Here is a 21,189-nt window from a genome sequence, read left to right on the forward strand (position 1 = left end):
CGCCCCTGTCGGTGGCGGGTGAGAAGATCGCGGCATGCTGAACGAGGCGGTGTCCGCCGGCGAACTGGGCTTCCTGCTGGGTCTGGTCGACCCGGATTCCGCGGCGCGTGCGCGGAGCCGGACGGGGGTCCCGGAGGAGGATCCGGCGGCGGCGGCCGAGCCACCTGAGTACTCGCCGTGGGGCCGCCCGTGGTGGCGCGACCTGCCGGTGTCGGTGCTGTGGTGGATGCTGCAGGAGGACGATCCCCGGGTCAACTCGCTGGTGTACCACCACCCGCAGGCCGACGACCGTATGCGCTACGACATCATCAACGGCGTCCCGTACGGACCGGATCGCTCCCGCCGCCTGAAGGTTCCCGCGGACCTCTCGCACTATCCGGCACCGGAGCTCGCGCTGCCGTCCGGCCCGCAGGCGCTGACCGCGGTGCTGCGTGCCGTCACCGGCATGTCCCAGGGCCGGGCCGCCGCGTTGACGGTGGGGCGGGACGACTGGGCCGTGGTGGCCGGGGCCGACCGCGAGCAGCCGCTGCCGGGATACGCCCGCTGGGCACTGGCGATCCGCCCCGACTGCCCTCCGGCGCTGCGCACGCAGTTCGGTACGCACCGCAAGTTCACCAACCGGCTCCGTGACGCGGGCGTCGTGGACGGCCCGGGGGCGTACGCGACCGGCACGCGTCCGGCACGCGACGCCCTGCGCGTCCTGGCCATGGGCCGCTGGGCGTTCCCGCTGCTGCTGCCGGAGGCCGCCGACGCGCTGCGGCCGCTGGTGCGCACGGAGCTGGGCGGCAACACCGAGGCGTGGGCGGTGCTGACGCAGCTCCTGCCGACGTTCACGGGCACGCTGCCGGAGCTGATCGCGACGGCGGGGGCGATCGCGGAGGGCGCCGGGGAGGGCGCCGGGGAGGGCGCCGACGGCCCGTTGTCAGTGGCCTCTGGTAACACTGAGTCACCAAGGGGCCAGGAGGGTCCGGGGCACGAACGTGGGGGGCCTGCATGGGATTCGACGAGCGCGGGCGACGACCCGTGGTCGACCTCGCCGACCGGCGGGCGCTGGAGCAGTGGCATCCGGCGGATCCGGTCGTCGTGGCGGAGGCCGAGCGGCTGAAGGAGGCCGCGCTGCTGGACTTCGGGCTGACCGAGTCGGCGGTCGCGTCCTGGCTGTACGCCAAGTGCCCGCACCAGATCCCGACCACGGCCGTGGACACCGCGGCGGTGGTGGCCTCGGGGGACGGCTCCGTCCTCCTGCTGTACAACCCCGCGTTCTTCGTCGACCTGGGGCTGGACGGGGTCAAGTTCGTCCTTTTCCACGAGGCCCGGCACGTGGTGCACCGGCATCTGTTCGCCGAGCCCGCGCTGCGGGAGGACCCGGTCTTCTCCACCGCGGCGGAGGTGGCGATCAACCACGTGGCGCTGGTCCGCCTGCGACGGCAGGCCCTGCCGCTGCGGGACGGCCGGCCGACGGGGGTCGATCCGCACGAGGTCCACGCCGCGTACGAGCGGGATCTGACGGAGCAGGGGCTGACAGCCCTGTCCTATGCGGAGTTCGTCGAGACCGACATGGGCGTCTACACCGAGCTCAAGCGGATGAAGCACCCACCGGTGCCCCTGACGTCGTCGTGCGTGCACCTCGAGGCTGAGGGCGTACCGGGCGACCAGGGCACCATCGACGCACTGGTCTCCTCCTCCCTGCTGAACTCGCTGCTGGCCGCGCGCCGCGGGCACACCGGAGCCGAGCGCGAGCTGCTGGAGCTCATGGGCCGCACCGAGGGCGCCTCGGAGCGCACGGCCCGGCTGTGGGGACAGCTGGGCGCCGGGACGCTGCGCGGCGAGACCGTCAGGACCCGGCGGGTGGACTGGTGGCAGCGGTGGCTGGTCGACGTGGTCGCCTCGAAGCTGCGCGAGGGCGAGCGGCTGGTCTACCCGAAGAAGCGGGGCGCGCTGCTGGCGGCGCTCGGCCACGACCCGATGCTGTCGCGGCGCGGCCCCGTGCGCGACAAGGTGCTGGTCATCGCCTACGACACCTCGGGGTCCATGCCGGGTTCCGTCATCACCTGGCTGACCGAACTCGTCGGGCGGATCGACGGCGTGGAGGCCCACTGGCTCTCCTTCGACGGCGTCGTGATGCCCTTCGCCCCCGGCGAGCGGGTGTACGGCGGCGGGGGCACGAGCTTCCAGGCCGTGGCCGACTACGTGGAGGGGCGTACGGAAGTCCGAGGGCGGCGCTTCGAGGAGCGTCCGGACGCGGTGGTCGTGCTGACCGACGGCTACGCCCCGCACATCACGCCGCAGGAGCCCGACAAGTGGATATGGCTGATCACCGAGGGCGGCGACGACTGGCCCGACGCCCACACCCCGCCCATGGCCTGCCACCGCGTCACGACAGGAGCGAGATGACCACCACCGCGGCGACCGCCACGGCCGGCCCCCGGCCCTGGCGGGCCAACGCCACCTATCCGCGGCCGCCCGAGGGCCGGCCGGAGGCTTCCCGGCTGGAGTCGTTCATCGACGCGATGATCGACATGGGGCAGACGGGGCAGGTCTTCGGTGAGCACGGCATCGGCAAGACCTCGACGTTCTTCTCGCACGTCGCCGAGGCCCATCCGCACGCCGAGCTGGTCTACGTGCCCGCCGCCAACCTCACCCCGGACGACCTCCTGGTGAACGCGCCGGTCCGTGACCCGCACTCGGACGAACTGGTGCTGCGCCAGCTGGTGATGAGCCAGCTGCGGCCGGGGCGCCCGTTCGTGCTGCTCATCGACGACTCGCTGCAGGCCGGCGAGACGATCCAGTCGCAACTGATGCAGATCGCCTGCAACTGGACGCTCGGCGAGTACGACCTGCGGGCGCTGGGCTGCGTCGGGGTGTTCCTCAGCGACAACGAGTCGCTGTCCGAGACGGCCGCGCGCCGCGGCGACCTGGCCGTCCTCGACCGCATGGTCACGGTGCGGGTGACCGCCAACGACACGGCGTGGCGGCGCAAGCTCGCCGAGAAGTACCGGGACTGGGACCTGAACGGGGTCTTCGCCCTGTGGGCGTCGCTCGGCCCGGCGGTCCGCGAACTGCTCTCCCCGCGCACCCTCGACCACGTCCTCGCCAACGCGCGGGAGGGGTTCCCGCTGCGCTGGGGGCTGCCGCTGGTCAACGGCGAGCGGCTGCGCCTGGCGGAGCCCCGGCCGGACGGCAGGCCGGGGCAGGACCGGACGTCGGAGATCCTGGACCGGATCGCCACGGAGCTCGGCGTGCACAACCCGGCGACCGTGCCGGACCCGGTGCGCTCGGTGGTGCGGGCGGCGCTGCGCAACCGGTGGACGGTGCTGCTCCAGGGGCCGCCCGGCTGCGGCAAGACCGAGGTGGTGCGCGAGACGCTGCGCGAGGACCTGGGCCGTGACCCGCTGTACTTCTCGCTGCCGGTCACCAACGTCGAGGACCTGTGCGCGCCCGTCCCGGACCGGGACGGCTCGCTGGACACCCTGCTGGCGCAGAAGTTCACCGGGAGCGAGCCGAAGGCGATCGTCTGGGACGAGTACAACCGGCCCAAGGACAAGGCCGCGTTCGCCAAGCTGATGGAGATCACGCAGGAGTGGTCGCTGGCGGGGCGCCCGATCGAGAACCTGCGTGCCCAGATAGCGGTGCAGAACCCGCCGTACCATCTGGGCCGCCGGCTGATGGTGTCCCGCAACAACATCGCCCAGGCGACCCGCTTCACGGCTTCGCTCACCGTCGAACCGGGCGACATCCCGGCCAACGAGTGGCTGATCGCGCGGTACGGCGGCCTCGCCGAGACCGTGCTGGAGTGGTGGAAGCACGACATCGACGACGACGGCCGCGCGTGGATCACCAAGCGCACCATCGAGCGGCTGATCAAGCTCCACCAACGCGGTCTGCCGCTGCAGATGGCCACGGTCTACCTCGGCGACGGCGAGTACGCCCCGGTGCCGCTGACCGCGCTGGTCGACCGGCTCGCCAACCGCTCGGTGACCGGGCTGCGGGAACTGGCGCGGGACGTGGACGCCTGGGAGGCACGGCTGCGACGGGCCCGGGAGGAGTCCGGGGAGGGCAACGACGAGAGCGACGTCGTCCACCACGTGATCGCCAACGCGGAGCTGTCCCAGCTCAAGCGGCACCGCAAGGCCGTCGCCCGGCTGGTGGCGTTGCTGCCGCCCAAGCTGCGCTCGACCTACCTGGTGGGCGCCTCGGAGCAGACGCAGCGCTTCTGGATCGAGACCTTCGCCCGCATGCCCCGCTGATCAGCGCGGGGTGCGGTGGACGCTGCGCACGGCGGCGACGTCCTCGGGCACGGCCGGCGAAGGCAGGTGCGCGCTGAGCGCGTCCAGCCGCCGCCGGACGCTGGTCGCGATGCCCTTGCCGAGGACGTAGCGGGTCGCGGTCGCCGCCGCCGGGGCGGCGTCGAGCAGACGGTGCGCCTCCCCGCTGCGCATTCCGGTGTGGGCCAGCACGAGATGGGTCAGCCGGTGCGGCGCCGAGGCCAGTGCCGCGGCCATCGCCGTGGCCGCCTCGACGTCGACCTGGTTGTCCGCGGCGCCCAGGGCCCGGGCGGCCTTGACCCGCCCCAGGTCAAGGAGTTCCACACCCGCGGCCGTCGCGGCGGTGACCAGGCGGGCGCAGGCCACCGGTCCGATGCCGTTGCTGGCCACGGAGAGCCGGGTGAGCCGGCCGTGCGGCGCCCGGGCGAGGGCCTCGGCGAGCACGAGGGCTCCCTCGTCGCCGAGACCGGCGGCCGACACGTACAACTCGGCGACGGCTCCCGCTGTGATGACGGTCCCCAGGCAGGCGGCTCCGGCCGTGCCGAGCGCGTTGCCGCCGACGAACAGCCGCTCCACGGCGCGTCCCGAGCGGGCGGCGACGACCAGCGCGTCGGCCAGCACGGCGAGGCCCGCGGGGTCGAGTCCGGTCTGCACCAGGTCAAGGGTGCGCAACGACTGTGCCGACTCCACGAGTCCGGCACCCGCCTCCCCCGCGCCGCCGCCGAGCGGGTTGCGCTTCAGCCAGACCCCGGTGACGGCCTGCGGTGAGGCCCGCAGGTTGTCCGCGATGCGGCAGGCGCCACCCGCCGTGATGCCGTTGCAGCCCAGGTAGAGCGTCTCGACTCCGGTGCCCCTGGTGCGTTCGGTGACGGCGGCGGCGCCCGTGTCGCCCAGTCCGTCGGTGCCGAGCAGCAGGTGGCGTACAGCACCGGTGGCGGGTGCCTGACGCAGCGCCTCGGCGACGGCGGCCGCCCCCTCCGGGCCCAGCGCCTGCTTGCACAGGTCGAGGCGCCCATCGGGCAGGGCGGTGCCGGCCGGGAAGTCCCGGCGTTCGGGCACGCCCTCGCCGCCGCGCAGCCAGCCCAGCAGCGGCTCGAGGTCGGCGTGCGGGCGCGGCACGATCTCGGGGACGCCCGCGTACGGGGGCCGGTCGTCCGTCATCTCACCACTCGGCTTCCTGGTAGTCCTTGAGGAAGACGCCGGAGAGCGGGTGCCCGGCCTCTCCGCGCACGATCGGGTCGTAGACCCGGGCCGCGCCGTCCACGACGTCCAGTGGGGTGCGGAAGCCCCGGTCTGCCAGCCGGTTCTTCTTCGGCAGCGGGTTCTCGTCGGTGATCCAGCCGGTGTCGACGCTGCACATGTGGATGCCCTGTGGGGCGAGTGCGGGTCCGCTGGTGCGGGTCAGCATGTTGAGGGCGGCCTTGGCCATGTTGGTGTGCGGATGGCCGGCGGTCTTGTTGCGCACCGTGAAGCGCCCCTCGACCGCGGTGACGTTGACGATGTAGCGGCGCGGCCGCGGGGAGGCCAGCAGCAGCGGCAGCAGGCGGTCGCAGAGCAGTGCCGGGGCCAGGGAGTTGACGAGCTGGGTCTCCAGCACCTCGGCCGGGTCGAGGCCGCCGAGCTCCGCCGACCAGGAGTTCTCCGGGGCGGTGTCGGGCAGGAGCCCGGCCTCGTCGGTCCCGGCCAGCAGGAGTTCGGCGGTGGGACCGGCGGCCGCCGGCAGCGCGGGGGCGGTGCCGAAACCCGGAGCGGTGAGCATGGCCTTGGGCCGCGCCCCGGCGGGCAGCGGCGCGCGCTCGCCCGCGGTGAGGGCCGCGTACGACTCGGGTGGCCGCCGGACCGTCTGGGCCGCGTTGTTGACCAGGATGTCCAGCGGCTCACCTGTCTCGCGGAGCCGTTCGCACAGGCCGACGACCTGGCGGGGGTCGCGCAGGTCCACGGCGACGACCGTGAGCCGGTGCAGCCACTGCTCGCTGCCGGGTGCCTCGGTGAAGCGGCGCAGCGTGTCCCGGGGAAAGCGGCTGGTGACCAGGAGTTCGGCCCCGTCGCGCAACATCATCAGGGCCAGCTGGAAGCCGATCTTGACGCGGCCGCCGGTCAGCAGCACGCGCCTGCCGCCGAGGTCGGTACGCAGGCGCCGGCGTGCGGTGTTGTCCGTGGCGCAGGCAGGGCAGAGCAGGTGGTAGAAGGCATCCACCTGCCGGTAGAAGGACTTGCAGACGTAGCAGCGGCGGGGTTTGGCGAACTCCCCTGCGGCGCCTCCCTGCGTCACCTCGTCCAGGGGCGCGTCCTCGCGGCGTGCCCGCGCACCGGTCGCGGTGGCCGCCACGACGTCGGCGTCCGCCATGGCCCGGCCGTCCCGCCGGGTCTTCCTGCGCCGCAGCCGTCCGTCACGCGCGAAGGACGCGGCCACCTGCTCGGCCCTCAGCCGTACCGGATCGTCGACGGGCAGCGCGCGCAGCTTGCCCACCACCGCGTCGAAGACGGCGAGTTCCGCCTCCGTGATGTCGCCCGTCTCCCCCATGGCTCCTGCCCGATGTCCCGCCGCGACGAAGAGGGATGGATCCGGCCGGATTCGAACCGGCGTATCCGCCTTGCTGAGGCGGCGGCGCCTGCCTCTGCGCTACGGACCCATATGCCCCCGGCTGCCCGGACGGCCGGATTCGAACCGGCGTGATCCCGTTGTGCAGACGGGGCGCCTGCCTCTGCGCTACATCCGGGCATTGCGATGATCCTATCGGGGGCCCGGCCGGATTCGAACCGGCGTATCCGCCTTGAGAGGGCGGCGGGTCTGCCTCTGCCCTACGGGCCCCATGCGTCACCGACTGCCCGGACGGCCGGATTCGAACCGGCGTGATGCGTCTTGGCAAGACGGCGCGCCTGCCTCTGCGCTACGTCCGGGCATTGCGCCGATCGTACCGGCGTCGCGCAGGGCCCTCGGGGCGGGCCACCGGCCAATCCACCGGAGGGTTCCGGGCGTTCACAGCCGAAGGCACCGTGGACATCTTGACGCGCGCATGCCACGCCCGCACGATCGGGTCGAACTCCTGCGCTACCCCCACACCCAGGAGGACGTCCATGCACATCCCCCGAACGGGCCGACGGGCGACGGTCACCGCCGCACTGCTCGCCTGCGCCCTGGCGACCTCGCTCGCCGTCCAGGCCGACGCCTCGCCGTCCACCGCCGGCGGCCGTCCCGTCGCGGCCGCCGCCGACGAGATCGTCCGGCAGTACGATGTGGCCGGCACCGGCACCGTCGCCGCCCGTACCGCGCTCGCCGCCCATGGCGTATCCATTGACGCCGCCCGCACCCACTCCACCGTCGTCACCGCGAACGCCGCCCAGGCGGCCGCGCTCCGCTCCGCGGGCTACCGCCTCACCGCGCTCCCCGGTCCGCCCGCCGGGAGCAACGGCGGCCGCGGCGCCGACGGGGGCGCCTCGGTGCTGGACTTCCCCGGCTCCGACTCCGGTTACCACAACCACGCGGAGATGACCGCGGAGATCAACGCCCTGGTCGCCGCACATCCCGCCATCATGAGGCAGCAGGTCATCGGCACCTCCTACGGCGGCCGGAACATCGTCGCCGTCAAGATCAGCGACAACGTCGGCACCGACGAGGCCGAGCCCGAGGTGCTCTTCACCCACCACCAGCACGCCCGTGAGCACCTCACCGTCGAGATGGCGCTCTACCTGCTGCACCAGTTCGGCGACACCTACGCCACCGACAGCCGCATCAAGGGAGTCGTCGACTCCCGCGAGATCTGGATCATCCCGGACCTCAACCCGGACGGCGGCGAGTACGACATCGCGACCGGTTCCTACCGCAGCTGGCGCAAGAACCGCCAGCCCAACTCCGGCTCCTCCGCCGTCGGCACCGACCTCAACCGCAACTGGAACTACCGGTGGGGCTGCTGCGGCGGCTCCTCCGGCACCAAGTCGAGCGAGACCTACCGCGGCGCGTCCCCCGAGTCCGCACCCGAGGTCAGGCTCGTCGCGGACTTCGTACGCGGCCGGGTCGTCGGCGGCAGGCAGCAGATCACGGCGGGCATCGACTTCCACACCTACAGCCAGCTCGTGCTGTGGCCCTTCGGTTACACCACCGCGAACACCACCACCGGCATGACGGCCGACCAGTACAACACCTTCGCCACCTTCGGCCGCACCATGGCCGCCACCAACGGCTACACCCCCGAGCAGTCCAGCGACCTCTACATCACCGACGGGTCGATCGACGACTGGCTCTGGGGCGACCAGGGGATCTGGGCGTACACCTTCGAGATGTACCCGGGCCCGAACGGCTCCTCGGGCTTCTACCCGCCCGACGAGGTGATCCCCGCCCAGACCAGCCGCAACCGCGAGGCGGTGCTGCTGCTCCTGGAGAACGCGGACTGCATGTACCGCGCCATCGGCAAGGAGGCGCAGTACTGCTCATGAGCGGGCCGGTACGGCCCCCGCGGCCCGGCCCCGCGGCGCCTCGCGCGTCGCGGGGCCCGCCTGCCCGGGATCCGGGCCGCCCCCGTCCTACGATCGGGGCGTACGCGTGCCCGTCGCCCGCCGTCCGCGCCCGCCCCGGGGAGGCCCCGTGACCACCGTCCACGACCCGCTCGCCGTGCGCGAGAAGGTGCGCGCCTTCGCGCTCACGCTGCCCGGCGCGGCCGAGGAGTTCCCCTGGGGCGAGAGCGTCGTCAAGGTCAACAAGAAGGTCTTCGTCTTCCTCGGTGTCGGCGACGGCAGCCATCCTCCCGGCATCAACGTCAAGCTCAAGGACCCCCAGGTCCACGAGCACGCCCTGTCGGTCCCCGGCGCCGAGCCCTCCGGCTACGGCCTCGGCGGGGCCGGCTGGGTCACGGTCCCCCTCACCGGGGCGGCGCCGGCCGCCGAGGTGCTGTGCGACTGGGTGGAGGAGAGCTACCGCGTGGTCGCCCCGAAGCGGCTCATCGCGGAGCTGGACGGCCGCTGAGCCCGGTCCTCGCGCCGATCACGGCGGCGGTCGCCGCGTCGACCGGATAGGGCCGCTCCTGCGGCAGCAGCGCCTTCGCGGCCTCGTGGTCGCCGGAGCGCACGAGCCCTTGGACGCGGTGGGCGAGCGCGGTGACGTCCCGGATCCGGACGATCCAGTGGTCGGCGTAGTCGCGCGTCGCCCGGCCGGTGAGCCCGAGCTGCAGCGAGCGGTACGGCAGCGGACGCAGGGAGAGGTCCCGCTCCGGGTCCCACTGGACGCGGACCTGCGTGGTGCGCACGCGCTCGGCCCAGGTCTCGCGGTCGGGGTAAACCGAGCGGTCGAAGTGCGACAGGCAGGCCTGCCGGAGCGCCGAGTCGAAGCCGTCGCGGCTGATGTCGAGGGCGAGCACCCTCTCCTGCCCGTCCTTGCGGCCCCAGCCGCTGCGGTACATCATCCACAGGAACGACGGCTTGACCCACGTCATCCGGGAGCGGCTCCAGCTCGCGGGGAAGCGCCCGTGCTGCGCGGCGTGGTCACCGATCTCGGGGCGGTACGCCTGATAGACCGTCACGGCGTCCTCGGTGTGCGCGGCCCTGATCAGGCGGTACGGCATCTCGGTGTTCTCCATGATGCGGGCATCGTGCCCGCCACGGGCCACCCGCCGCCAGGCATTTTCCGGCGGCGTGCCCGTCCGGAGGCCCGTGCCATGCGGCCCACCGGCACCTCGCCTAGCCTGGAATCCCGACACGACATCGCTACGAAGGGCCCGGTGAACTGCACCGCACCCGGGTGGGAGGTATGCGGTGGCCACTGTCTCCTTTCTGATCGTCATCGTCATCGTCACGGCGCTCGCCTTCGACTTCACCAACGGGTTCCACGACACGGCCAACTCCATGGCGACGTCGATCGCCACGGGCGCGCTCACGCCACGGGTGGCGGTGGCGGTGGCCGGTGTGCTGAACCTGCTGGGGGCGTTCCTGTCCACGGAGGTCGCCAAGACCATCTCCAACGGCATCGTCGACGACGCCAAGGTGTCCGCCGTCATGATCTTCGCCGGGCTGGTGGGCGCCATCCTGTGGAACCTCGTCACCTGGCTGCTCGGCCTGCCCTCCAGTTCCTCGCACGCACTGTTCGGCGGGCTGATCGGTGCGGTCTGGGTGGGCGCGGGCACGTCCGCGGTCAACGCCGGCGAGGTCCTGGAGAAGATCGTGATCCCCGCGGTCGCCTCACCCGTCGTGGCCTGCGTGGTGGCGATGCTGGCGACGTACCTGGCCTACGTGATCACCAGACGGACCCGCGGCAACGAGGTGAAGCGCGGCTTCCGGGCCGGCCAGATCGGCTCCGCCTCACTCGTGGCGCTCGCCCACGGCACCAACGACGCGCAGAAGACGATGGGGGTCATCACGCTGACGCTCATCTCGGGGGGACTGCTCGCCCCCGGTTCCGGTCCGCCGTGGTGGGTGGTGCTGAGCGCCGGGCTGGCGATCGCGCTCGGCACGTACGTGGGGGGCTGGCGGATCATCCGCACCATGGGCAAGGGGCTGACCGACATCGAGTCCCCGCAGGGCTTCGCCGCCGAGACGAGCGCGACCTCCGTGATCCTCGCGTCCTCGCACCTGGGCTTCGCGCTGTCCACCACCCAGGTCTGCACCGGCAGCATCCTGGGCGCCGGGCTGGGCCGCAAACTGGCCCAGGTGCGCTGGGGGGTCGCCGGGCGGATCGCCGTGTCCTGGGTGCTGACGCTCCCCGCGGCGGCGGCCGTGGGCGGGGTCGCGGCCTGGGTCGCGGACCACGGCGACCTGGGCGTGGCGCTCGTGGCGGGTGTGGCCGTCGCCGCCGCCGCGGGCTTCTACCTCCTGTCGCGCCGTCGCCCGGTGAACGCGGAGAACGTCAACGACACGCGGCCCGGTGCACCGGCGCCGAGCCCCGCCGGCCACTCGGCCGGGCAACGGTGAGGAGCGGATCCGCATGGACATCCAGTGGGGCAACCTCGGCAGCGTGTTCGGGGCCAGCCTCGGCATCACGATCGCCGTCGTGGTGATGTTCTCGCTGGGCGTCGCCGCGTGGGGCCGCGCCGGCGGCGGCGGCCCGCGCGACGGGCAGTCGCGCGACGCCCAGGAGAAGACGGCCCTGGCCGTGGCGGCCCTGTGCTTCGCGGCGTGCCTGGCGGTGGCGGCCTACGGCATCGACCTGATCGTCCCCGGCTGACGCTCCGCGCCGAAGTGCGGCGGCAGCCGGCTGCGGCGTCCGGGCCGGTCAGGCCGGGTTGGCGTCCACGGCCGTGGCGGGCGCGGGCAGCGGCGTGACGGTGCCGCGCTCGTCCCCGGCGGGCTCCGCAGGTGGGGCGGCGGGGGCCTGCCGGCCGGCTTGCTTCTTCTCGACGACCTTCTCCGCGGTCTTGCCGCCGAAGTAGAAGCCCACCATCACGATCATGAAGGTGTTGAAGCTGCCGTAGACGTCGTCGAGGAAGCCGGAGGTGTCCGCCATCGCCTGTGCGACCTCGTCGTTGAACGAGGCCGCGACGAAACCGAAGTAGAGGACCGTGAAGGCGGACATCACGGCGGTGCGGACGTCGCGGGAGTCGGTGAAGAGCACCAGGAAGGTGCACAGGCTCATGGCGGGCAGCGCCACGGACAGCCCCGCGATGCCGATGTCCTGCCCGAAGAACCAGAAGGTCGATGCCACGCCCAGCGCGAGCAGCACCACGTTCACGACGACGAGCAGCAGGCCCACCTGCCAGTTGATCTGACCGTCGCCTATGCGGCCGGAGAACTTGTCCGGCGGCCTCTCCCCGTTCACGGCGCTCAGGTTACACCGGGGTCCCGCGAAGTGGGTTCCTCCGCAAGGCGTTTGATGGCCGACAGCCGGGCGTCCCAGCGGGCGGCGACGCGGTCCATCCACCGCGCCGCCGCCACCAGCCGCTCGGGCCGTACCGCGTACCGCATCTCCCGGCCCGTGCGCCTCCCGGCGACCAGTCCCGCGTGGTCCAGCACCGTGAGGTGCTTGACGATCGCCTGACGGGACACGGGGAGCTCGGCCGCGAGCACGGTGGCGGTGGTGTCACCGTGCTCGGCGATGGCGTCCAGGATGCGACGCCGCATCGGGTCGGCCAGCGCGGCGAAGACGTCCTCCTCGCCCTCGGTACGGGTCTGCGTCATGCGGGCAGCTTCTCCACGTACGTGGCGAGTCCGGCCGTGACGTCCGCCCAGCCCTGCGCATGGCTCTCGTACCCGGCGTACGGGATGCGGTCCTCGGGGACGGCGAGGGCCGCGAAACCGCTCTCGACGACCCGCAGACGGGTGCCGTCCCCGTCGGCGGTGAGGGTGAACTCGACGAGGGTGGAGTTGTCCTGCGTGGCCTCCGCGCTGGGGAAGGCGGTGGCCCAGCGGTAGGAGAAGTAGCGCGGCGGTTCCACGCTCACGATGCGGCTGGGGTAGACGCCGAAGCCGTGGTCGATCTCGAAGGCGCCGCCCGGCCGCAGGTCCACGTCCGCGGGCGCGCCGCCACCGCCCAGGTCCTCGCCGAACCAGCGGCCGATGTGCTCGGGCCTGGTCAGGACGTCCCACACGCGCTCGACCGGCGCCGCGATGCCGATCTCCCGTTCGATCCGGTCCTGGGTCTGGGTGCTCATGAGTTCCTCCGTCGCTGGACAGCCTTACGTGCAACTCCAGGGTTGCACGTAAGGCCATATCGCGCAACCGATGAGTTGCACGTTGGGGGGTCAGCCGGTGAGCAGCACCTCCCGCAGGGCGGTGAGCAGGGCGTCGTCCGTGCCGAGCCGCGCGCGGGCGTACCCCTCGACGGAGCCGTGCTCGGCGGTCAGCCCGGCGAGGAAGATCCGCATCGCGTCGGCGGGCGCCCTCCCCCAGCCGGGCCAGCGCAGGCTCCGCTCCGGGTTGGCCGCCGTCCAGTCCGCGAGCAGGCGGGCGGTGGCCAGCTCGCTCAGCGCGTAGTCGGCGACGATGTCCTCCTCGGACACCCCCAGCAGCCCGAGCACCAGCGCCGCGAGCAGCCCGGTGCGGTCCTTGCCCGCCGCGCAGTGGAACACCAGCGGCCCGCTGGTGTCGGCGGCGATCACCTCGAGCGCGCGCGCCAGCTCCTTGACGCCGTCGGCCGCGACCTCCGCGTGCAGCCGGGCGTAGAAGGCGGTCGTCTCGACCTCCGGCCCGAACGCGGTCTGGTCGACGGGCCGGTGCTCGATGCTGAGGTTGTGGTAGGCGACCCCGGTGGCCTCCGGGACGCGCCCCTTGGCCTCGATCTCGAACGGGTAGCGCAGGTCGATGACCGTGCGCACCCCGAGGGCGGCGAAGCGCTCCAGATCCGTGCCCCCGAGCTTCGAGAGCGCGTCGGAACGGTAGAGCCGCCCCCAGCGGACCGTGCGGCTGCCGGCCGTGCGGTAGCCGCCCAGGTCGCGGAAGTTGTGCAGTCGGTCGAACGCGATGTGTCTCCCCATGGGGGGACCTTACGGGGCGGGCCGCCCGCTCAGAAGATCCCCTGACCGGGGACGAGGATCCCCCGGGGGTCGTACCGGCGCCTGGCCGCCGCCAGGGCGGGCCACGCGGAGCCGAAGTGGGCGCGCCAGTCGGCGCGGCCGAAGGGGATGGAGCCGACCGGGTACTGGGTGCCGCCGGCCGCCCGGGTGGCCTCGTACGCGGCCCGGTTGGCGGCCAGGAGGCGGTCGACCGTCGCGGTGTCCTGCGGCGGGGTGGTGCGCAGCACGGCGAGCAGGTACGGGACCGGGTCCTGGCCGGCCCGCAGCAGGGGGCGGTGCAGGCGCTCGCGCAGCAGCGGGTAGAGCAGCACGACACCGGGGCCCAGGTCGGCGGGCGTGAGCGCGTCGAGGATGCCGCCGGCCACGGCGGCGGCCTTGTCCCCGGGGATGAGCAGGTTGAGCCAGGGGTGGGCGAAGTCCCACAGGCCGGCGGCCTTGAGCGCCGCCACCGAGGCCGCGAGCCGGTCGAGGAAGGCGAAGTAGCCGAGGTCCTCGGTCTGCACGCCCGCGGTGTCGTGGTGCAGCCCCGCCAGCAGCGCGGCGTCGTCGGGGGCGGCGTCGTACGAGACCGCCTCCAGGACGTAGCCGCGGAACGCGCCGTTCGCGTCCGGGACGACCTGGCCCTCGACGTAGCCGAACCGGCCGTCGGTGACCAGCAGTCGCTGGTCGGCGAGGAAGGTGCCGAGGTCGTGGTACGGCAGCAGGTAGTGCCGGACCGTCGTCGGGGCCTTCACCAGGCGCAGCGTGGCCGACACGATGACGGCGCACTGCCCCAGGCCCGCCAGCACCGCCTCGAACAGGTCCCGGTGCCGCGACGGGGAGCAACGCAGCGACTCGCCCGCCCCGGTGACGACGTGCAGCTCGGTGACGTTGTCGACCTGGGCGCCGTGGTGGTGGCTCTGCCCGCCGAGTCCGCCCACGGACAGGGTGCCGCCGACGGAGAGTTCGAGGTAGTCGGTGAAGACGGGCGGCGTGAGCCCGTGCGCCAGGGTGGCCCTGGTGACCTCGCTCCATGTGGCCCCGGCGCCGACCGTGACGGTACGGCTGTGCGCTCCGACCGGGCCGATCCCCGCCAGCGGCGTGGTCTCGATGACCAGCCCGCCGTCGACCTGCGCCTGACCGAAGGTGCCGTGGCCCTGGCCGCGCGGCGCCACCTTGAGCCCGTGCCGGTTGCAGAAGCGCACCATGGCGACGACGTCGTCGACCGACCCCGGACGCAGCACCGCGACCGGCGTGCGGTGCACGATGTGCCCGAAGTCGTCGGCGGCGGCGCCGAGCGAGGCGTCGTCGGTGAACAGCGTCCCGTCCAGGTGGGGCAGCCCCACCAGCGTGCCGTCCGCCCGGTCCGCGGCCGTCGCGGCCACGGCCCAACTGCGGCCCACGGGGTCGAATCCGACGACCACGGCGCCCGCGGCCGTCGCCGCCGTCCGCAACATCGCACGTCTGGACGGGAGGTGGGACATGCGCGCTCCCCCTGAACGGGTCGGTGGACACTGCAACAGTCCCGGATTCTAGGCCTGCTGTCCCCCCGTCAACAGCGACTCGTGGAATCCCGTGGGGCCACCGGCGACGCTAACCGACCCCATGGCGGGCGGCCCGCCGGGCGGGCCGCCCGGGTGATCATCCGAGCGACTTCCACCGGGGGTCGGTCGCCGCCTTCACGAGGGCGTCCATGCCGAGGGCGGGCGTGGTGCGCGTGGGAGGCCGGTGGTAGCCACCGGAGTTGAGTTCCGAGATCACGACCCGCAGCCCGTCGGGCCGCAGGGTGTCGGCGGTCCACTGCTGGATCCCGGCCCCGCCCTTGTCCCCCGCCCCTTGAGTGGTCTGCACCTTGGTGCCGTCGGGCAGGGTCTGGGGGTCGGAGAACTGCAGGTCCCCGAAGTCCTCCTCGGCCCAGTGCTGAACGTTGACCTCGACGAGCGTGGGCCCGTGGCCGTCGTCCACCGTTACGTGGGCATAGCCGTCCTCCCCCACCGGCGCGGAGATCTTCAGGCCCGCCGGCATGACGGCCTTGAGGCGCTTCAGGATCTCCGTGCCGCTCACCTCGCCGGATCCGGGGCGGGGCGCCCCGGACGAGGCCGAAGGCTCCGGGAACACGGCGAACAGGCGCTTCCACTCCGTCGCACGCACCAGGGCACCGAGCTGCGCCGCGCTGAGCGGCGGGTCGTCCCGGGTGGTGTGCTCGGACTTCTGCTCGGTGGCGTTCCACTCGTCGGCCTCGATCTGGTGGCCCTCGCGGGTGGTCAGGACGGCCCGCCAGTTCTTGGGCCCCGTGCGATCGTCCTGGTACTCCCAGGTCCTGATGACCACCAGCACCGACCCGTCCTGGAGTTCCGTGCGCGTGCAGGTGCTGCCCTCCCTCATGAGCGTGAGGTCGGGGCAACGGGTGCGCTCCTGGCCGGGCGTGGCGCGACTGAGGGCGACGGCGATCGTCGACGCGCCGTGACCGTCGTCCCAGACGACCTGGGCCCTGGGGACCATGTGCGCGGAGGGCCGCGTGTCCGTGGCGTGCCCGGCCAGGATCCTGCCCGCGGGGAGCAGGTCCTCGAAGAGGGCGAGCATCTGCCGGTCGGAGGCCGTCTCGGGGCCCCATCCGAAGTTCGCGATCGTGTCCGTCGTCGCCGGGCCCACGTCCTGGGCGCCGCCGCGGGGGACGACCAGGGCGGCGGTCACCCCCGCGGCCGCCACGGCGGCGACGGTGCCCGCGACGGCGGCCGTACGGCGGCGGTGGAGGCTGCGGCCCTGCGCGAGGCCGGCCGCGACGAGGGCGCGGTTGTCGGTGCTGAAACTGTCGCCGGTGCTCCGCAGAGCGGCGCCGAGGTCGTCTTCGAAGGGCATGGTGAACCACCGTCCGGAGGAGAGGAGAGGTCGTAAGGGGAAGGGGAAGCCGGTGGGGGGGAGTCAGTGGGAGGAGACGAGTTCCGCGAGGCTGTCGCCGAGCAGTTCGCGGAGCCTGGCGAGGGCACGCACCGACCGGCTGCGCACGGCGCTCGAGCTGACCCGCATCGCGTCGGCGGTCTCCTCGATGCTCCGGTCCTCCCAGTAGCGCAGGACGACGACCGCGCGGTCCTTGGGCGCCAGCCGGGCGAGCGCGTCCAGGAAGGTCAGCCGCAGCAGGGCCGTGTCGCTGTCGGAATCGCCGGCGTCCGCGGGCACGTCGGGGAGCTCGCCCGTGGGGGACTCGCCGCTGCTGCGCCGCCGCCTGTGGCTGAGGAAGGTGCGGACGAGCACGGTCTGGGCGTACCCGGCGGGGTTGCCCACGCGGGACACCCGCCACCAGGTGACGTACAGCTTGCCGAGGGTCTCCTGCACGAGGTCCTCGGCGAGATGGGTGTCACCGCCGGTGAGCAGGCAGGCCGACCGGAAGAGATGTGCAGCGCGGGTCCTCGCGAAGTCCAGGAAGTCCTTCGTACGGTCCTCGTGCATGTCCCACCCCGTCGTCGTCCGGCGTCGCCCTCACCTCACTGACGTCGTGGGGGTGGGGAAATGTTGCACCTCCACAGCAGGAGCACAGGAAGCAGCAGCGGCAGCGCCGCCAGGGCGAACAGCGGACCCGGCCCGGACCAGTGGGAGCCCAGGGCCCAGGAGCCGAAGAGCAGGAGCGATCCGGCCTCGGAGCCCAGGCCCGCCAGGGAGGTGACCGTCGCACGGGTGCGGTCGGTGATGCGGTCCTGGAGGCGGGCGTCGGCGGCCGTCGTCGCCCAGTCGAGGAGGCCGAAGGCGACGGCCACCAGTGCCAGGCCGGCCGGATGCGTGCCGGCCGCGCCCGCGGTCAGGCACACCACGGCGACGGCCGGTGCGAGCGGGGCCCAGCGGGTACCGCGGCCGGCGAGCCAGCCGCCGGCCGTGGCCCCCGCGGTCACCAGGAGTACGAGCAGCGGGACGAAGGACGGCCGCACGCCCGTCGCCTGCGCGAGCAGCGGGACGTACTCGTCCAGCGCGGTCGCGCCGGCCACCAGGGAGACGACGGCCGCCATGCGCCCGGCGCCGGGGGTGTGCCGGGCCTGGTCGAGGGCCTCGCGCAGCAGCCCGGCGTACGAGGCCGCGCCGCCGTCCTCGTCCGCACCGGCGCCGCGTGCCCGGGGTTCGGGCAGCGCGAGGGCGGCCAGCGCGGTCAGCACGGTCACCGCGACGCTGACCAGCCCGACCGCGCGGTCGCCGCCGGCCGCGAGGATCGGTCCCGCCAGCGCGGTCGCGGCCAGGGCCGCCGTGGTGCCGAGGGCCTGCGCCCGGCCGGTGAGGCGGGCGTACGCGTGGGCCGCGCCGACGCGGGTCAGCTCCTCGTGCACCAGGGCCTGCAGCGCCCCGGACCGCAGCGCCGACCCGGCGCCCCACAGGACGAACCCGGCGGCGAAGGACGCGTAGCACGGCCACAGGGTCCACAGCGTGAAGCCCGCCCCGGCCAGCAGCGGCGCGAGGGTGAGCAGGGCACGCCGGGAGAAGCGGTCGGCCCACACGCCCGAGGGCACCTCAAGCAGGAACGCCGTGAGGGACCACACGGCGAAGAGCGAGGAGATCCCCGCCTCGGACAGCCCGGCGCCCGCGAAGAGCACCGCGTACACCGGGTAGAGCGGGATCAGGTCCTCGAGGAAGGCGTAGGCGTAGAGCCTGCGCGCCAGTGGGGACTCCGGTGCGGATCAATGTCGCCATGTCATGGGACGAGCGTAGCCGGGTACGAACCGGATGAGGAGGCGTTTTCCATGCGTATGGGACGGAGCGGGAACGAGCCCCTGCGGGCTCGCAGCGCACTGCGGATGCGGCTCGCACTCGCGGCTTTCGGGCTGGTCTGGGCGATCGCGGGAACGGTGCTCTTCGCCGACCTGGGGCGTACCGGGTGGGCCGTCTTCTTCGGTCTGCTGGCGCTCGCCGCCGGCACCGACCTGGTGCTGATCGTCCGGCACATCCGCCAGGGCGCGCACTGGCAGCCGGGGCGCGACGTCCCGCCCTACGAACCGCTCCGCAAACGCTGAGCGCACGGCCGGACACGCACGGGCAGGCAAAGACCGAGGGCCCGGTGCTGATGCACCGGGCCCTCGGCTTCAGTAGCGGGGACAGGATTTGAACCTGCGACCTCTGGGTTATGAGCCCAGCGAGCTACCGAGCTGCTCCACCCCGCGTCGTTGAACGCAACCTTACGGGGTGTCGGCGCCAGGACCAAATCCATTCCCGGTCAGCCACCGCCAGCGGGGGATCTCGGCCACGACGGTGGCGGCCGCGAGGACCCCGACCAGCACCGCGACCGGGGCGGGCCAGGCCACCCAGGAGGAGACGACGGCCGCTCCGAGCTGCAGCAGCACCGGCGCGACGGTCACCGCGCCGGGGACGGGGACGATCACCTGCGCCTTGTCCCCGGGGGTGGCGAACACCGTCGGCAGGCCGACGAGCACGACCACCGAGAGCGCCGCGAGCGGCCAGGAGTGCCCGGCCAGGGCCCACGGGGTCGCGACCCAGGCCATGAGCTCGGTGGTGAATCGGAGGACGGAGGCGACGCGGCCGTCGGGCGCGGTGGTCCGGGAGGTCACGGCGTCACACTCCCACGGACCGGGCGCCCGGTAAATGCGTTGCCGGGGCCCGGGCACCGGCGTAGCTTCTGCTCCGGCCTGCCACCGTCCGATTGGAGAAGGCCGTTGCTCTTCTGAGGTCAGGGACACCGTGTCCGCGGCTCGCCGAACCGGCGTCCGCGCGGGCCCGTGTGCGACCTCGGCCGTGAGCAGCCGCCTGTGTGCAGCGCCCGCCTTCCGGTGTCCCCGTGTGCCGACCCGTCGTCATTCACGAGCACCCCGGAGGACCACATGGGACATCCCGCGATCTCCATCACCTGCACCGACCTCTCCTTCGCCTGGCCGGACGGCACTCCCGTCCTGGACGGTTTCCAGCTCGCCGTCGGCCCCGGCCGCACCGGCCTCATCGGGCTCAACGGCTCCGGGAAGTCCACCCTGTTGCGGCTCCTCGCGGGCGAACTGACCCCCGCCGAAGGGACGGTTCGCGTCGTCGGCGAGGTCGGCTACCTGCCGCAGGACGTCGTCCTGGACACCGCGCTGCGGGTGGACGAGGCCCTGGGCATCGCGGACGCGCGGGCCGCGCTGCACGCCGTCGAGGCCGGCGACGTACGCGAGGAGAACTTCGCGGCGGTCGGCGACGACTGGGACGTGGAGGAGCGGGCCCGCGCCGGACTGGACGGCCTCGGGCTGGGCCACGTCGGCCTCGACCGGGTCGTCGGCGAACTGTCGGGCGGCGAGTGCGTCCTGCTGCGGCTGGCGGCCCTGCTGCTGCGCCGTCCGGACGTGCTGCTGCTCGACGAGCCGACCAACAACCTGGACCTGGCGGCCAGGCGGCGGCTCCACGAGGCGGTCGCGGCCTGGAACGGCGTGCTGGTGGTCGTCTCCCACGACCGCGAACTGCTCCGGCACGTGGACCGGATCGCCGAGCTGCGCGACGGCGAGGTCCGCTGGTACGGGGGCGACATCGCCGTCTACGAGGAGGCCCTGGCCGTCGAGCAGGAGGCCGCCGAGCGCATGCTGCGCGTCGCGGAGTCCGATGTGCGGCGCCAGAAGCGGGAGTTGGCCGATGCCAACGTCAAACTGGCCCGCCGCGTGCGGTACGGGCAGAAGATGTACGACAACAAGCGGGAGCCGCGAGCCGTGATGAAACTGCGCAAGCGCAGCGCCGAGGTGTCGGCGGGCAAGCACCGCGTGCTGCACACCGAGCGGCTGGCGGAGGCGAAGGAGCGGCTGGACGAGGCCGTGGAGGCGGTGCGGGACGACGACGAGATCCGCGTCGACCTGCCGCACACCGCGGTGCCCGCCGGCCGGAACGTGCTGACGCTGCGTTCCCTGCGGACGGCGTACGGGGCGCCCGCCGGGGACCTGGAGCTGCGCGGCCCGGAACGGATCGCGCTGGTCGGCCGGAACGGCGCCGGGAAGACGACGCTGCTGCGGACGATCGCCGGCGAACTGCCGCCGGCGGCGGGCGAGGCGCAGGTGCACGTGCCGCTGCGCTTCCTGCCGCAGCGGCTGGACGTCCTGGACGACGAGCTGTCGGTCGTGGCCAACGTGGCGCGGTTCGCCCCGGAGGCGACGGGCAACCGTATCCGCGCGTCGCTGGCCCGCTTCCTGTTCCGTGGGGGGCGGGCCGACCAGGCGGCCGGTTCGCTGTCGGGCGGGGAGCGGTTCCGGGCCTCGCTCGCGGCGCTGATGCTCGCCCAGCCCTCGCCGCAGCTGCTGCTGCTCGACGAGCCGACGAACAGCCTGGACATGGCGAGCGTACGGCAGTTGACGACGGCACTGGCCTCCTACGAGGGGGCGCTGGTCGTGGCGAGCCACGACCTGCCGTTCCTGCGGGGCATCGGCGTCACGCGCTGGCTGCGGCTCGACGCCGGCGGGCTCACCCGCGTCGAGCCGCTGTGACGGACGTGGTGCCGCTCCGGCGGCGGGGCTCCCCCCGGGGCCCCGCCGCCGGTGTCCGTGGGCCGCGCTCCGGCGTCGGCTGTC

At 73.3% G+C, this 21,189-nt stretch carries 21 protein-coding genes and 5 tRNA genes; 9 read left to right on the forward strand and 17 right to left on the reverse strand.

Annotation, left to right across the window (positions count from 1 at the left end; genetic code table 11):
• Positions 1–34 precede the first annotated feature (34 nt).
• Genes ACFYYN_RS19455 through ACFYYN_RS19465 form a run of 3 tightly spaced genes read left to right on the forward strand, consistent with a single transcriptional unit; the run spans position 35 to position 4,247 of the window.
• Entirely contained in the window at positions 35–1,105 is a 1,071-nt protein-coding gene (locus tag ACFYYN_RS19455; RefSeq protein WP_500546804.1) for a hypothetical protein, read from the forward strand.
• On the forward strand, positions 994–2,394 hold the full coding sequence (locus tag ACFYYN_RS19460) for a vWA domain-containing protein (RefSeq protein WP_500546805.1): 1,401 nt from the start codon (positions 994–996) through the stop codon (positions 2,392–2,394). Before ACFYYN_RS19455 ends, ACFYYN_RS19460 begins: the two co-directional genes overlap by 112 nt.
• Positions 2,391–4,247 (forward strand): ATP-binding protein, encoded by a 1,857-nt coding sequence (locus ACFYYN_RS19465; RefSeq protein ID WP_500546806.1) that lies wholly within the window; start codon positions 2,391–2,393, stop codon positions 4,245–4,247. The genes ACFYYN_RS19460 and ACFYYN_RS19465 overlap by 4 nt, the downstream gene beginning before the upstream one ends.
• Here the strand turns inward: ACFYYN_RS19465 and ACFYYN_RS19470 are convergent, their stop codons facing one another.
• From ACFYYN_RS19470 to ACFYYN_RS19495, 6 genes are all read right to left on the reverse strand, one after another.
• The gene (locus ACFYYN_RS19470; RefSeq protein ID WP_500546807.1) at positions 4,248–5,426 is read right to left on the reverse strand and encodes a leucine-rich repeat domain-containing protein; all 1,179 of its coding nucleotides are present in this window, start codon (positions 5,424–5,426) and stop codon (positions 4,248–4,250) included. It lies immediately after the preceding gene.
• 1 nt (position 5,427) lies between these two features.
• On the reverse strand, positions 5,428–6,789 hold the full coding sequence (locus tag ACFYYN_RS19475; protein ID WP_500546808.1) for an SDR family NAD(P)-dependent oxidoreductase: 1,362 nt from the start codon (positions 6,787–6,789) through the stop codon (positions 5,428–5,430).
• A 36-nt stretch (positions 6,790–6,825) separates the two neighbouring features.
• Positions 6,826–6,898: transfer RNA gene (locus ACFYYN_RS19480), tRNA-Ala, on the reverse strand.
• Between the two features lie 15 nt (positions 6,899–6,913).
• Positions 6,914–6,985 (reverse strand) — tRNA-Cys (locus ACFYYN_RS19485).
• Positions 6,986–7,005: 20 nt separating this feature from the next.
• Positions 7,006–7,077 (reverse strand) — tRNA-Glu (locus ACFYYN_RS19490).
• Between the two features lie 16 nt (positions 7,078–7,093).
• Positions 7,094–7,166: transfer RNA gene (locus ACFYYN_RS19495), tRNA-Gly, on the reverse strand.
• 177 nt (positions 7,167–7,343) lie between these two features.
• Here ACFYYN_RS19495 and ACFYYN_RS19500 point away from each other — a divergent pair.
• Together ACFYYN_RS19500 and ACFYYN_RS19505 are read left to right on the forward strand one after the other, a co-directional pair.
• Positions 7,344–8,699 (forward strand): M14 family metallopeptidase, encoded by a 1,356-nt coding sequence (locus ACFYYN_RS19500; protein WP_500546809.1) that lies wholly within the window; start codon positions 7,344–7,346, stop codon positions 8,697–8,699.
• Between the two features lie 148 nt (positions 8,700–8,847).
• Positions 8,848–9,225, forward strand: coding sequence for an MmcQ/YjbR family DNA-binding protein (locus ACFYYN_RS19505; RefSeq protein ID WP_500546810.1), 378 nt, complete (start codon positions 8,848–8,850; stop codon positions 9,223–9,225).
• On the opposite strand, the gene ACFYYN_RS19510 is transcribed toward ACFYYN_RS19505, so the two are convergent.
• Positions 9,200–9,835 carry a DUF4291 domain-containing protein gene (locus ACFYYN_RS19510; protein WP_500546811.1) on the reverse strand — a complete coding sequence of 212 codons (636 nt, stop codon included), beginning with the start codon at positions 9,833–9,835 and terminating at the stop codon, positions 9,200–9,202. The two genes, ACFYYN_RS19505 and ACFYYN_RS19510, sit on opposite strands and share 26 nt — an antisense overlap.
• A gap of 175 nt (positions 9,836–10,010) precedes the next feature.
• On the opposite strand from ACFYYN_RS19510, the gene ACFYYN_RS19515 reads away from it, so the two are divergent.
• Together ACFYYN_RS19515 and ACFYYN_RS19520 are read left to right on the forward strand one after the other, a co-directional pair.
• Entirely contained in the window at positions 10,011–11,162 is a 1,152-nt protein-coding gene (locus ACFYYN_RS19515; protein ID WP_500546812.1) for an inorganic phosphate transporter, read from the forward strand.
• Positions 11,163–11,175: 13 nt separating this feature from the next.
• Positions 11,176–11,415 (forward strand): hypothetical protein, encoded by a 240-nt coding sequence (locus ACFYYN_RS19520; RefSeq protein ID WP_500323819.1) that lies wholly within the window; start codon positions 11,176–11,178, stop codon positions 11,413–11,415.
• A 48-nt stretch (positions 11,416–11,463) separates the two neighbouring features.
• On the opposite strand, the gene ACFYYN_RS19525 is transcribed toward ACFYYN_RS19520, so the two are convergent.
• The 8 genes from ACFYYN_RS19525 to ACFYYN_RS19560 all read right to left on the reverse strand — a co-directional run bounded on the left by ACFYYN_RS19525 (position 11,464) and on the right by ACFYYN_RS19560 (position 18,261).
• Positions 11,464–12,006: a hypothetical protein gene (locus tag ACFYYN_RS19525; RefSeq protein ID WP_500546813.1), complete on the reverse strand. Its 543-nt coding sequence runs from the start codon at positions 12,004–12,006 to the stop codon at positions 11,464–11,466.
• A 5-nt stretch (positions 12,007–12,011) separates the two neighbouring features.
• Entirely contained in the window at positions 12,012–12,365 is a 354-nt protein-coding gene (locus ACFYYN_RS19530; protein ID WP_500323817.1) for an ArsR/SmtB family transcription factor, read from the reverse strand.
• Positions 12,362–12,838 carry an SRPBCC family protein gene (locus ACFYYN_RS19535; protein ID WP_500546814.1) on the reverse strand — a complete coding sequence of 159 codons (477 nt, stop codon included), beginning with the start codon at positions 12,836–12,838 and terminating at the stop codon, positions 12,362–12,364. The genes ACFYYN_RS19530 and ACFYYN_RS19535 overlap by 4 nt, the downstream gene beginning before the upstream one ends.
• Before the next feature lie 90 nt (positions 12,839–12,928).
• The gene (locus tag ACFYYN_RS19540; protein ID WP_500546815.1) at positions 12,929–13,660 is read right to left on the reverse strand and encodes a tyrosine-protein phosphatase; all 732 of its coding nucleotides are present in this window, start codon (positions 13,658–13,660) and stop codon (positions 12,929–12,931) included.
• 29 nt (positions 13,661–13,689) lie between these two features.
• A complete protein-coding gene (locus ACFYYN_RS19545) occupies positions 13,690–15,162 on the reverse strand; it encodes an FAD-binding protein (protein ID WP_500546816.1) in 1,473 nt (490 codons plus the stop codon).
• A gap of 157 nt (positions 15,163–15,319) precedes the next feature.
• Complete coding sequence (locus ACFYYN_RS19550; RefSeq protein WP_500546817.1) at positions 15,320–16,537, reverse strand: hypothetical protein; 1,218 nt, start codon at positions 16,535–16,537, stop codon at positions 15,320–15,322.
• A gap of 63 nt (positions 16,538–16,600) precedes the next feature.
• The gene (locus ACFYYN_RS19555; RefSeq protein ID WP_500546818.1) at positions 16,601–17,125 is read right to left on the reverse strand and encodes a SigE family RNA polymerase sigma factor; all 525 of its coding nucleotides are present in this window, start codon (positions 17,123–17,125) and stop codon (positions 16,601–16,603) included.
• A 35-nt stretch (positions 17,126–17,160) separates the two neighbouring features.
• Positions 17,161–18,261: an MFS transporter gene (locus tag ACFYYN_RS19560; protein ID WP_500546819.1), complete on the reverse strand. Its 1,101-nt coding sequence runs from the start codon at positions 18,259–18,261 to the stop codon at positions 17,161–17,163.
• 138 nt (positions 18,262–18,399) lie between these two features.
• Here ACFYYN_RS19560 and ACFYYN_RS19565 point away from each other — a divergent pair, with 138 nt between their 5' ends.
• Positions 18,400–18,669, forward strand: coding sequence for a DUF6343 family protein (locus ACFYYN_RS19565; RefSeq protein ID WP_500323810.1), 270 nt, complete (start codon positions 18,400–18,402; stop codon positions 18,667–18,669).
• Positions 18,670–18,742: 73 nt separating this feature from the next.
• Here the strand turns inward: ACFYYN_RS19565 and ACFYYN_RS19570 are convergent.
• Positions 18,743–18,816: transfer RNA gene (locus ACFYYN_RS19570), tRNA-Met, on the reverse strand.
• A 15-nt stretch (positions 18,817–18,831) separates the two neighbouring features.
• On the reverse strand, positions 18,832–19,221 hold the full coding sequence (locus ACFYYN_RS19575; protein ID WP_500546820.1) for a hypothetical protein: 390 nt from the start codon (positions 19,219–19,221) through the stop codon (positions 18,832–18,834).
• A 270-nt stretch (positions 19,222–19,491) separates the two neighbouring features.
• Here ACFYYN_RS19575 and ACFYYN_RS19580 point away from each other — a divergent pair, with 270 nt between their 5' ends.
• Positions 19,492–21,105, forward strand: a complete 1,614-nt coding sequence (locus ACFYYN_RS19580) for an ABC-F family ATP-binding cassette domain-containing protein (RefSeq protein ID WP_500546821.1) — start codon at positions 19,492–19,494, stop codon at positions 21,103–21,105.
• The last annotated feature ends 84 nt before the right edge of the window (positions 21,106–21,189 follow it).

The organism is Streptomyces sp. NPDC001902 (genome assembly GCF_042891295.1).
Taxonomy (GTDB): Bacteria; Actinomycetota; Actinomycetes; order Streptomycetales; family Streptomycetaceae; genus Actinacidiphila.

Coding starts and splice junctions, on each gene's coding strand:
- ACFYYN_RS19455 (WP_500546804.1), top strand. CDS start 35: ATGCTGAACGAGGCGGTGTCCGCCGGCGAACTGGGCTTCCTGCTGGGT.
- ACFYYN_RS19475 (WP_500546808.1), bottom strand. CDS start 6,789: ATGGGGGAGACGGGCGACATCACGGAGGCGGAACTCGCCGTCTTCGAC.
- ACFYYN_RS19500 (WP_500546809.1), top strand. CDS start 7,344: ATGCACATCCCCCGAACGGGCCGACGGGCGACGGTCACCGCCGCACTG.
- ACFYYN_RS19510 (WP_500546811.1), bottom strand. CDS start 9,835: ATGGAGAACACCGAGATGCCGTACCGCCTGATCAGGGCCGCGCACACC.
- ACFYYN_RS19465 (WP_500546806.1), top strand. CDS start 2,391: ATGACCACCACCGCGGCGACCGCCACGGCCGGCCCCCGGCCCTGGCGG.
- ACFYYN_RS19535 (WP_500546814.1), bottom strand. CDS start 12,838: ATGAGCACCCAGACCCAGGACCGGATCGAACGGGAGATCGGCATCGCG.
- ACFYYN_RS19550 (WP_500546817.1), bottom strand. CDS start 16,537: ATGCCCTTCGAAGACGACCTCGGCGCCGCTCTGCGGAGCACCGGCGAC.
- ACFYYN_RS19565 (WP_500323810.1), top strand. CDS start 18,400: ATGCGTATGGGACGGAGCGGGAACGAGCCCCTGCGGGCTCGCAGCGCA.
- ACFYYN_RS19540 (WP_500546815.1), bottom strand. CDS start 13,660: ATGGGGAGACACATCGCGTTCGACCGACTGCACAACTTCCGCGACCTG.
- ACFYYN_RS19545 (WP_500546816.1), bottom strand. CDS start 15,162: ATGTCCCACCTCCCGTCCAGACGTGCGATGTTGCGGACGGCGGCGACG.
- ACFYYN_RS19470 (WP_500546807.1), bottom strand. CDS start 5,426: ATGACGGACGACCGGCCCCCGTACGCGGGCGTCCCCGAGATCGTGCCG.
- ACFYYN_RS19520 (WP_500323819.1), top strand. CDS start 11,176: ATGGACATCCAGTGGGGCAACCTCGGCAGCGTGTTCGGGGCCAGCCTC.
- ACFYYN_RS19580 (WP_500546821.1), top strand. CDS start 19,492: ATGGGACATCCCGCGATCTCCATCACCTGCACCGACCTCTCCTTCGCC.
- ACFYYN_RS19530 (WP_500323817.1), bottom strand. CDS start 12,365: ATGACGCAGACCCGTACCGAGGGCGAGGAGGACGTCTTCGCCGCGCTG.
- ACFYYN_RS19460 (WP_500546805.1), top strand. CDS start 994: ATGGGATTCGACGAGCGCGGGCGACGACCCGTGGTCGACCTCGCCGAC.
- ACFYYN_RS19555 (WP_500546818.1), bottom strand. CDS start 17,125: ATGCACGAGGACCGTACGAAGGACTTCCTGGACTTCGCGAGGACCCGC.